Below are 10,169 nucleotides of genomic sequence, written 5' to 3'. Positions count from 1 at the left end.
TTATTGTCTTTTTGTATTTTTTTTTTTTCTCTGTTTTTTTTTACTTTTCACCGTGGGGTCGGGGGGGGGGGGGCCGCGGCGGGCCCCCGCCGGCCTGCTGGTCGTGGGGTCGGTCATCCCGGCCTCCGCCGCGGGCGGACCCAACCTGTCGCCAGGAAAGGCGACCCTGGCCAGCAGTTCCACGGGCGGATACGCGGTTTCGGCGATCAACGACGGCGATCAGGGCACCTACTGGGAGAGCGCCGGCAACAGCTTCCCGCAGTGGGCGCGGATCGACCTCGGCACCGCCACGAGCGTCGACCAGATCGTCCTGAAGGTGCCCGCGCCGGCCGTCTGGCAGACCCGCACCCAGACCCTTTCGGTCCAGGGCAGCGCGGACGGCTCCGCCTTCAGCACGGTCGTGGCCTCGGCGAACTACACGTTCAACCCGGCGACCGGCAACACGGTCACGATCAACTTCGGCGCCGCGTCCTACCGGTACTGGCGCGTGAACATCACCGCCAACACCGGCTGGCCCGCCGCGCAGATCTCCGAGTTCGAGCTGTACGGCGCGAGCGGCGGCGGCGACACCCAGGCCCCGAGCGCTCCGGCGAACCTCGCCTACACCCAGCCCTCGGGCACCCAGATCCAGCTGAACTGGACCGCCTCGACCGACAACGTGGGCGTCACCGGGTACGACATCTACGCCAACAACCAGCTGCGGGCGAGCGTCGGCAAGGTCACCACCTACACCGACACCCAGCCGGCCACGGCCACCGTGACGTACTACGTGAAGGCCAAGGACGCGGCGGGCAACCAGTCGGCCAACAGCAACTCCGTGACCCGCACAGGCACCGGCGACCCCGGCACGAACCTGGCGATCGGCAAGCAGATGGTCGAGTCCGGCCACGTGCACACGTTCGTCGCCGCCAACGCGAACGACAACAACCTGGCCACCTACTGGGAGGCCAACTCCGGCGCGTTCCCGAACACGCTGACCGCCAAGCTCGGCGCCAACGCCGGCGTCAGCTCGGTCGTGGTGAAGCTCAACCCCGACTCCTCGTGGGGCACCCGTACGCAGAACATCCAGGTCCTCGGCCGTGAGCAGAACGCCACGACCTACCAGAACCTGGTGTCGGCGGCCGACTACACCTTCAACCCGGCCTCCGGCGGCAACTCGGTGAAGATCGACCTATCCGCGACCGTCGCCGACGTCCAGCTGAAGTTCGCGAGCAACAGCGGCGCGCCCGGCGGGCAGGTCGCCGAGTTCCAGGTCTTCGGTGTCCCCGCGCCGAACCCCGACCTCACGGTCACGAACCTCTCGTGGACCCCCGCCTCCCCGATCGAGACCAACGCCATCACGCTGTCGGCCACGGTCAAGAACTCGGGCACCGCGGCGTCCGCCGCGGACAGCGTCAACCTCTACGTCGGCGGCACGCTGGTCGGCACCGTGGCGGTTCCCGCCCTGCCCGTCAACGGCACCGCCACGGTGACCTACAACCTCGGCACCCGTCCCGCGGGCAGCTACCCGGTCAGCGCCACGGTGGACGCGGACAACACGGTCTTCGAGCAGAACGAGACCAACAACTCCCTCACCGCGGCGTCGCCACTGGTGGTCACGGAGGCTCCCGGCCCCGACCTGCAGGTCCTCAGCATCAGCTCCAACCCCTCGAACCCGGCCGTCGGAGCGGCGGTCACGTTCAACGTGGCGGTGAAGAATCGCGGGAACACCGCGGCGAGCGTCACCACGGTTACCCGCCTGGTGGTGGGCGGCACCACGCTCAACACCAACACCCCGGCGATCGCCGCGGGCGCGACGGCCAACGTGGCCATCAGCGGAAGCTGGACCGCCACCAGCGGCGGTGCCACCATCACCGCCACCGCCGACGCGACCAACGTCGTCACCGAGACCAACGAGACCAACAACGCGTTCTCGCAGGCGATCGTCGTCGGGCGCGGAGCGGCGGTTCCGTGGGTCGAGTACGAGGCCGAGTCCGCCCGCTACCAGGGCACCCTGCTGGAGGCCGACGCGCTGCGCACCTTCGGGCATACCAACTTCGCGACCGAGTCCTCCGGCCGCAAGTCGGTGCGGCTGAACAGCACGGGGCAGTTCGTCGAGTTCACCTCGACCAATGCCTCCAACTCGATCGTGGTGCGCAACTCCATCCCCGACGCGCCGAACGGCGGGGGCATCGACGCCACCATCAGCCTCTACATCAACGACACCTTCGCCCAGAAGCTGACCCTCTCGTCTCGCCACAGCTGGCTGTACGGGAACACCGATGGGCCGGAGGCGCTGACGAACACTCCCCAGGCCGACGCCCGGCGCTTGTTCGACGAGTCGCACGCGCTGCTCACGCAGACCTACCCGGCCGGCACCAGGTTCAAGTTGCAGCGCGACGCGACCGACACGGCGTCGTTCTACATCGTCGACTTCATCGACCTGGAGCAGGTGGCGCCCCCGGCCGCCCAGCCGGCGGGTTGCACCTCGATCACCCAGTACGGCGCGGTGCCCAACGACGGCAACGACGACACCGCCGCCATCCAGCGGGCGGTTACCGACGACCAGAACGGCGTCATCAGCTGCGTCTGGATCCCCGCGGGGCAGTGGCGGCAGGAGCAGAAGATCCTCACCGACGACCCGCTGAACCGGGGCCAGTACAACCAGGTCGGCATCAGCAACGTGACGATCCGCGGCGCGGGCATGTGGCACTCCCAGCTCTACACCCTGACCGAGCCGCAGGACGTGGTGGGCGGCATCAACCACCCGCACGAGGGCAACTTCGGCTTCGACATCGACGGCAACACCCAGATCTCCGACATCGCCATCTTCGGCTCGGGCCGTATCCGCGGCGGAGACGGCAACGACGAGGGCGGAGTGGGCCTGAACGGCCGGTTCGGCCTGAACACCAAGATCAGCAATGTGTGGATCGAGCACGCCAACGTGGGTGTCTGGGTCGGCCGTGACTACGACAACATCCCGGCCCTGTGGGGGCCCGCCGATGGGCTGCAGTTCAGCGGCATGCGCATCCGCGACACCTACGCCGACGGCATCAACTTCACCAACGGCACGCGGAACTCGCGGGTGTTCAACTCGTCGTTCCGCACCACCGGCGACGACGCCCTGGCGGTCTGGGCCAACCAGGCGGTGAAGGACCAGGTCGTCGACAACACGCACGACAACCACTTCGTCAACAACACCATCCAGTTGCCCTGGCGGGCGAACGGCATCGCGATCTACGGCGGCTACGACAACTCCATCGAGAACAACCTGATCTACGACACCATGAACTACCCGGGCATCATGCTGGCGACCGACCACAGTCCCCTGCCCTTCTCGGGGACCACGTTGATCGCCGGCAACGCGATCTACCGTGGCGGCGGCGTCTTCTGGAACGAGGACCAGGAGTTCGGAGCCATCACGTTGTTCCCGTCGAGCAGGGACATCACCGGTGTCACGATCCGCGACACCGACATCTACGACTCGACCTACGACGGCATCCAGTTCAAGACGGGCGGCGGCAACATGCCGAACGTCGCGATCACCAATGTGCGGATCGACAAGTCCAACAACGGCGCCGGCATCCTGGCCATGAGCGGGGCTCGCGGCAACGCGACGCTGACGAACGTGACCATCACCAACTCGGCCACCGGGAACATCGTGCGGCAACCCGGAACGAGCTTCGTGATCACGGGCGGCTAGCCCTTCCGGCACGGGTTCATCAGCTCGAAGAACGACCGGCCATGTGGCGTGCTCCTTCTCACAAGGAGCACGCTCATGGCCGCTCGTGTCCGTCCGGTAGGTCTCGCCGATCGCCGCCGGGCAGGTGACGACGTCGGCGAACGCCCGCCGTGCGCCTGCCGGAGGCGCACGAATCCAGGGCACGCGACCGTTTCGGTAACGTCTGGTCCATGCGGCTTCACGTGGGATGCGCGATGTGGAATCACGCGCCATGGCAGGGGCGTTTCCTGCCCCATCCACTTCCTCCCGGCGAGCGCCTTCGGTCCTATGCGACCTGGTGCAACGCGGTGGAGGGCAACACGACGTTCTACGCCACACCGGCGAGGAGCACGGTGGAGTCGTGGGCCAGGCAGACCGATCCCGAGTTCCGGTTCGTGGTCAAGCTGCCCAAGTCGATCACGCACGAGCGCCGCCTCACCGGCGCCGAGGAGGAGCTCCGGTCGTTCCTGGACGCGATCGAGCCACTCGGGCCGCGGGCCGACGCCCTGTGGATCCAGCTGCCGGGGTCGTTCGCCCCGGCCGACCTCGGCACCCTGGCCGGTTTTCTCCGCCGGCTCCCCCGCTCGCACAGATACGCCGTCGAGGTACGTCACCGCGCGTTCTTCGAGGACGAGCGATCCGAACGGCTACTCGAACGGGTTCTCGCGGGCGCCGACGCCGAGTGGATCCCGTTCGACACCACCGTCTTCTTCCAGAGCCCTCCGACCAGCGACGCCGAACGAGAGGCGTGGACGAGGAAGCCGCGCGTGCCCCTCCGGTCGCGCGCTCTCACCGGCCGTCCGATCGTCCGCTACCTCGGACGGGACGACGCGTCGCGCACGATCGAGGGCTGGCGGCAATGGGTCGGCGCGGTCACCGAATGGCTGCGCGAAGGCCGCTCCCCCACCGTGTTCGTCCACACCCCCGACAACGCCGACGCCCTGACTCTCGCCCGCCGATTCCACGACGAAGTACGAGCCCGCCTACCCGAGCTGGACCCGCTCCCCGAACCCTTGCCGACCGAGCCGCTGACCCTCTTCTGAGCGGATCACGCGGATCCGCGCGGATGAACAACCGCGACAACGGCGCCCAGGTCATCGACGTGACCGGTGTGTCCACGGCCGACGGCGCCCCGTTCCAGCTGTGGACGTACGGCGGCGGCGGCAACCAGCGGTGGCAGGCGCTGTCGGAAGGCGGCGGCTACTACCACTTCGTCAGCCGCCTCAGCGCGAAGCGCCTGAGCGTGCCGGGCGCCTCGACGGCCGGCTCCGTCCAGCTGGTACAGCGCACCTGCGACGGCACGCCCGCGCAGTCGTTCAGGATCTCCCAGCAGCCCTGACCCCGGCGGGACCTCCCCGGTGCCGACCCGGGCGGGGCGCGTCCGAAGAGCGCGCCCCGCCCGGTCCATGGATCAGAGCTGGCCGCTCTCGATCGCCGCCTTGAGCCCCGCCTGCGTCTGCTGGTGGGAGGCGACGCCGTTCGTGACGACGAAGTCGATCAGCGAGGTGTCCGCGTCGAAGGTGAGGTACTCGGTGACCTGGGCCTTCCCGCCGGGGAGCTTCTTGAAGACGATCTTCTGGTGCGTGACGACGTTGGGCTCCGACCAGGTGTCCGTCTCGTAGTAGAGATCCTCCTGGTGGATGCGCTGCTGCGCGTGCGTCTTGCTGGTGACGATCGTGCCCTGGTACGGGATGTCCTCGATCGCCGTGAAGTTGATGTAACGCGTGTCGCGCTGGCACCACTCCTTGTGGGTGATGACCCGCTTGAGGAACGCGGCCCTGCCGATGTGATTGTTGATGTTGGAGTACTTCTCGAAGACGCGTTTCACGGGAGCGTTGATCTCGACCGAGATCTGGGCCGTGTCCCGGCTCCGCCCCGACCCCGGAAGGGGAGGTGCGGTCTTGTAGAACTTGTAGGTGTCCCACGCGGTCTGCCACTGGAGGGCGATTTCGGCATCGCTCTCAGGGGTGTCCGCGCGGGCCGGGCCGGCGAAGGCGGTGAGCGCGATCGTCGCGGCGAACACCGGGGCCGCGAGCAGTCGCAGGAGCTTCTTCACATACACCTCAAAAGGAGACAGTAACTACGAATGATCTTTTACCGCACATAACCGTGATTGAGAACCCCTTCACGGCGAAGCGGCGAGGATCCGGCCCGCCGCCCGGCGAACGGCCGCTTCCGCGGGCAGGCGGAGACCACGCCCCCGCGGTGGCCGCATCGCTCCCGTGTCCGCCAGGTCCGGCACCTGCCGGAGACCACGGCCCGGTTTCAACGCAACGCCTGCCAATAGAGCGGACTCCTGCGGTTCGCCACCTTGAGTAGCTTGAGTAGGGGGTTACTCAGGCATCCTTCCTCCGGCTCCGCGCACAGTGGGCAGGGCACATCAGGACGCGGCGAAAAACGGCCGTCCATGATCAGGAGGATGACGTGACCGGAACAGCGTACGAGCCGACCGTCGAAGAATTGCGTGACCGATTCCAGCATGCGAGGGACGCCTTTGCAGCGGCGGGCGGAAAGCTCCCCGGCAAACGCGTGGAGAGCGAGAATGCCCCGCTGACGTGCGAGCAGCTGCTGGCGGCCGCCTCGATCACGCTCTGGTACGCGCAGGAAGCCGCCATCCAGGGCTACGGCGACGTGTACACGGCGTACTACCTTGGCCTTTCTGAGGCCTACGCGGCCCAGGCCACGGCCTCGGGGTGCTGGTAGCCGTCGACCACCAGGGCGGCTACGCGTGCGACGCCCAGCCGCCCTAACCCCCCCGCGGGCCGCTGTCCTCGGCCACAGGATGAGGGCCGCGGACACCGCAGAGTTGCCGTGACATCCATTGTCGGCTTTGCTCAAATGGGATGTAATACATTAAAGCGGATAGGGAAACGTTCCGGTACATATCTGCACATTAGGGGATTTAGCAGGCTGTGCACCCGGGCCGTGTGAAATGTCATCGATGGCAGATTTCACAATTCGCCTATATCATCGCCGATCGTGGCTGAAGGTGATCTTTCGCGTCCGTCGCCGGCCGACGATCTGATGTTCGTCATGCGCGCCGACGTGACGGGTCGTACGCGACTACTTCCCCGCCTCGCGAGCCCGGGGCCGGCGGGCCCCGTCCCCGGTGAGCCGATGCGCGAGAGCGCGTCACTCCCGGCCTCGCGTCAGGCCAGGACCGCCTCCACGCGACCGCCCAGGACGCCACCGGCAGGTGCCGCCGGCGAAGCCGTCATCAGCCCTCGGTGACCCCTCCCCCGCCCCCCATCCACGGAGTTCCGTATGTCCCTCACAGAGCAACGGCCCAGCGCCGTTTCCGCCGCACTCGCCAAGGATCGGCTCGGCGTCCCATCGGTCGTGTTCTTCGTCGTCTCCGCGGCGGCGCCGCTGATGGTGGTCGCGGGTTCGGTCCCGACGGCGTACGCGGTGACGGGCGTCATCGGTGTGCCGTTCGCGTTCCTGATGCTGGGCGCGATCTTCGCGCTCTTCGCCGTCGGGTACGTGACGATGGCCAGGCACGTCGTGAACGCGGGCGCGTTCTACGCCTATGCCGCCCAGGGGCTCGGCCGGACGCAGGGGGTGGCGACCGCGTGGGTGGCACTGCTGGCCTACAACGCGCTGCAGCTGGGCCTCTACGGCATCATCGGGTCGGCCGCCGAGCCGCTGCTCCTCGACTGGTTCGGTGGCTCACCCGCGTGGTGGGTGATCGCGCTGGTGGCGTGGGCGCTGACCGGCCTGCTCGGCCTGCTGCGGGTGGACGTCAACGGCAAGATCCTCTCTGTGCTGCTGGTCAGCGAGATCGCGGTCGTCCTGGTGTTCGACATCGGTGACCTGGCCAACACCGCCCCGACCGGCATCAGTTTCGAGGGCTTCACCCCCGGCTCGCTGTTCGTGCCCGGCGTGGGCGCCGCGCTCGCCACCGTCGTCGCGGGGTTCGCCGGCATCGAGTCGTCGGTGGTCTTCGCCGAGGAGTCCAAGGACCGCGACAGGACCGTGCCCGTCGCCACCTACCTGGGCATCGCGATCATCGCGGTGCTGTACTCGATCTCCGCCTGGGCCCAGACGGTGCCGCCCGGGCCGGGCGGAATCGTCAAGGCGGCGACCGAGCAGGGGCCCACGCTGATCTTCAACCAGGCGTCGGCCCACATGGGCTCCACGGTCGCGACGATCGGCTCCGTACTGTTCGTGACCAGCAGCATCGCCTGCATGATCGCCTTCCACAACACCACGGCCCGCTACATCTTCGCCCTGGGCCGTGAGAACGTGCTCCCCTCGGTGTTCGGGCGCACCTCGGCCCGTACCGGCGCTCCGATGGCCGGATCGCTGCTGCAGACGGCGCTCGGGCTGATCGTGATCATCGTCTACGCGATCTTCGGCCTCGATCCGGTCACGAAGCTGTTCTTCACCTTCGGCGCGTTCGGTGGTCTCGGACTGCTCACCCTGCTCACCGTCACCTCGATCGCGGTGATCGTGTTCTTCGCACGGAACCCCTCGGGCGAGACGGTATGGCGGACGCGGATCGCCCCCGCCCTGGCCGCCCTCGCGCTCTGCGTGATCATCGGGATGACGCTGATCAACTTCGACACGGTGCTCGGGGTCGCACCCGACTCGGTCATCCGCTGGATCCTGCCCGGCATCTTCGTCGTCGCGATCGTCTTCGGTATCGTCTGGGCACGTGTGCTGAAGGTGACCAGGCCGGAGGTGTACGCCAACATCGGCTACGGCGCGCAGGCCGTCACCGGAGGCTCCAAGTGACGACCGAGATCACCCGGTTGACGGACGCGGCCGTGGCCGGCGAGATCATCGCCGACGCGTTCAGCCCCGATGCGATCACCAGTTGGCTCATCCCGCCGGTGCGGGACCGGGTGCCCATCCAGCGGCGCTTCTTCACCATGCACGCCGCGCACGCGCTCGACCACGGCGACATCTACGGGATCCACGAGTCGGGCGAGCTCGCCGGGGTCGCGGTCTGGTTCACCGCGCCGTTCCCCGAGATCCCCGGCCAGGAGGACGTGATCGCCTCCTTCGCCGGGGAACACGCCGAACGCTTCGGCATCCTCGGCGAGCAGATGGACAAGCTCCACCCGCACGAGCCGCACCACTACCTGGCGTTCATCGCCCTGGTACGCGGGAAGACCGGCCGCGGCCTCGGCAGCCTGCTGCTGGAGGAGCACCACCGGCGGCTCGACGCCGAAGGGATGCCCGCCTACCTGGAGGCCAGCAGTCAGGCGAGCCGCCGGCTCTATCTCCGGCACGGCTACGTGGACATGCCGGAGCTGCTCAGGCTGCCCGACGGCCCGGTCATGTACCCGATGTGGCGCGCGCCGCTCCCCCGCGGTGGCTCACCGGCCGACGGCCATGTCGAGGAGAGCCGCCCGGGCACCCCTGGGTGACCAGGCCGCGCGGGTCTACGCCCGCGTCGGCTAGCGGAAGGCGGGCGAGATCCTGCACATCTCGCTCCGCTGACGCGTGCGGACCCGCTTACTCTCCGCTCGTTCCGGTCGCCGGTCAGGGCTGGATGTTCTCCAGGTCCTCCAGAAGGTGCGGGTGCTTCGGCTCCCAGCCGAGCGCCTGCCGGGTGTGTGTGCTGGACGAGGGCTGGTCGTTCGCGAAGACCGGGCCGAGGGGGCCGTAGGTCTCCGATGGCACCGACTCGACCGGCAGGCCCAACCGTCGGCCGATGACCGCGGCGATGTCACACACCTTGTCTCCCTCGTCGGCCACGGCGTGCCAGGAGGTACCGGCCGGCGCCTGCTCCAAGGCGAGCCGGAAGAGGACGGCCGCGTCGAGCGCGTGCACGGCCGGCCAACGCTGTGCGCCGTCGCCCGGGTAGCCGGATACTCCGGTCTGGCGTGCGATGCCGGTCAGCATTCCGGCGAACCCGCCCGTGCCCTGGTTGTGAACCGTGCGCGGCAGGCGTACGGCCGTGCTCCGGACTCCGCGCGAGGCCAAGCCCAGGACCGCCGTGACCGCGCGGCCACGACCACCGACCGGCCCGTCGGTCAGCAGCGGGTCGGCCTCGGTGGAGGCGCGGCCCGGCACATAGGGCGTACCCGAGACGGTGACGAAGGGGCGGTCGCTGCCGACGAGTTCCTCGCCTAGGGTCGCGAGGGCGGCACTTTCCTCGGCGACCGCCTTTGCGAGGGCGTCGGGGCTGCTGAAGTCGTTGCTGAATGCCAGGTGGATCACCCCGTCGGCCTGAGCGACGCCGGCGCGAAGGACGTCCAGGTCGGCGAGAGCTCCCCGGAGCGGCTTGGCGCCGGCCGCCTCGGCGGCCATCGCGGACGCGTCGGAGCGGGCGAGGGCGAGGACGGTGTGGTCGTTGCCGAGCAGTTCGGCGACGACGGCGGAACCGATCAGACCGGTGCCACCGGTGACAAAGACGCGCATGGAACTCTCCCGCAAGTGATGGGACTCTTGTCCCGTCACCCTAACAGGGTGACGGGACAAGAGTCCCATCGTGCGTATGATGGACCCATGGGTCGAT

General features: G+C 68.3%; 8 protein-coding genes. 6 read left to right on the top strand and 2 right to left on the bottom strand.

The features are described 5' to 3' along the window. Positions 1 to 103: 103 nt before the first annotated feature. From AB0O34_RS34715 to AB0O34_RS34705, 3 genes are all read left to right on the top strand, one after another. The gene (locus AB0O34_RS34715) at positions 104 to 3,682 is read left to right on the top strand and encodes a CARDB domain-containing protein (protein WP_363922868.1); all 3,579 of its coding nucleotides are present in this window, start codon (positions 104 to 106) and stop codon (positions 3,680 to 3,682) included. Between the two features lie 209 nt (positions 3,683 to 3,891). Continuing rightward, positions 3,892 to 4,743 carry a DUF72 domain-containing protein gene (locus AB0O34_RS34710; RefSeq protein WP_363922866.1) on the top strand — a complete coding sequence of 284 codons (852 nt, stop codon included), beginning with the start codon at positions 3,892 to 3,894 and terminating at the stop codon, positions 4,741 to 4,743. A gap of 23 nt (positions 4,744 to 4,766) precedes the next feature. Then, positions 4,767 to 5,039, top strand: a complete 273-nt coding sequence (locus AB0O34_RS34705; RefSeq protein WP_363922864.1) for an RICIN domain-containing protein — start codon at positions 4,767 to 4,769, stop codon at positions 5,037 to 5,039. A 72-nt stretch (positions 5,040 to 5,111) separates the two neighbouring features. Here the strand turns inward: AB0O34_RS34705 and AB0O34_RS34700 are convergent, their stop codons facing one another. Beyond that, positions 5,112 to 5,756 (bottom strand): hypothetical protein, encoded by a 645-nt coding sequence (locus tag AB0O34_RS34700; RefSeq protein WP_363922862.1) that lies wholly within the window; start codon positions 5,754 to 5,756, stop codon positions 5,112 to 5,114. A gap of 368 nt (positions 5,757 to 6,124) precedes the next feature. Between AB0O34_RS34700 and AB0O34_RS34695 the strand changes: the two genes are divergently transcribed. The 3 genes from AB0O34_RS34695 to AB0O34_RS34685 all read left to right on the top strand — a co-directional run bounded on the left by AB0O34_RS34695 (position 6,125) and on the right by AB0O34_RS34685 (position 9,075). Beyond that, entirely contained in the window at positions 6,125 to 6,403 is a 279-nt protein-coding gene (locus AB0O34_RS34695; protein ID WP_363922860.1) for a hypothetical protein, read from the top strand. Between the two features lie 561 nt (positions 6,404 to 6,964). Next, positions 6,965 to 8,437: an APC family permease gene (locus tag AB0O34_RS34690; protein WP_363922858.1), complete on the top strand. Its 1,473-nt coding sequence runs from the start codon at positions 6,965 to 6,967 to the stop codon at positions 8,435 to 8,437. Then, on the top strand, positions 8,434 to 9,075 hold the full coding sequence (locus AB0O34_RS34685) for a GNAT family N-acetyltransferase (RefSeq protein WP_363922856.1): 642 nt from the start codon (positions 8,434 to 8,436) through the stop codon (positions 9,073 to 9,075). Before AB0O34_RS34690 ends, AB0O34_RS34685 begins: the two co-directional genes overlap by 4 nt. A gap of 115 nt (positions 9,076 to 9,190) precedes the next feature. On the opposite strand, the gene AB0O34_RS34680 is transcribed toward AB0O34_RS34685, so the two are convergent. After that, complete coding sequence (locus tag AB0O34_RS34680; RefSeq protein WP_363922854.1) at positions 9,191 to 10,072, bottom strand: SDR family oxidoreductase; 882 nt, start codon at positions 10,070 to 10,072, stop codon at positions 9,191 to 9,193. Between the last annotated feature and the right edge of the window lie 97 nt (positions 10,073 to 10,169).

The organism is Sphaerisporangium sp. NPDC088356 (assembly GCF_040685555.1).
GTDB lineage: Bacteria > Actinomycetota > Actinomycetes > Streptosporangiales > Streptosporangiaceae > Sphaerisporangium.
This window is presented reverse-complemented; position numbering and strand designations above follow the sequence as displayed.

Excerpts from the sequence above, each read along its gene's own strand:
- AB0O34_RS34690 (WP_363922858.1), top strand. The coding sequence starts at position 6,965 with ATGTCCCTCACAGAGCAACGGCCCAGCGCCGTTTCCGCCGCACTCGCC.
- AB0O34_RS34710 (WP_363922866.1), top strand. The coding sequence starts at position 3,892 with ATGCGGCTTCACGTGGGATGCGCGATGTGGAATCACGCGCCATGGCAG.
- AB0O34_RS34705 (WP_363922864.1), top strand. The coding sequence starts at position 4,767 with ATGAACAACCGCGACAACGGCGCCCAGGTCATCGACGTGACCGGTGTG.
- AB0O34_RS34680 (WP_363922854.1), bottom strand. The coding sequence starts at position 10,072 with ATGCGCGTCTTTGTCACCGGTGGCACCGGTCTGATCGGTTCCGCCGTC.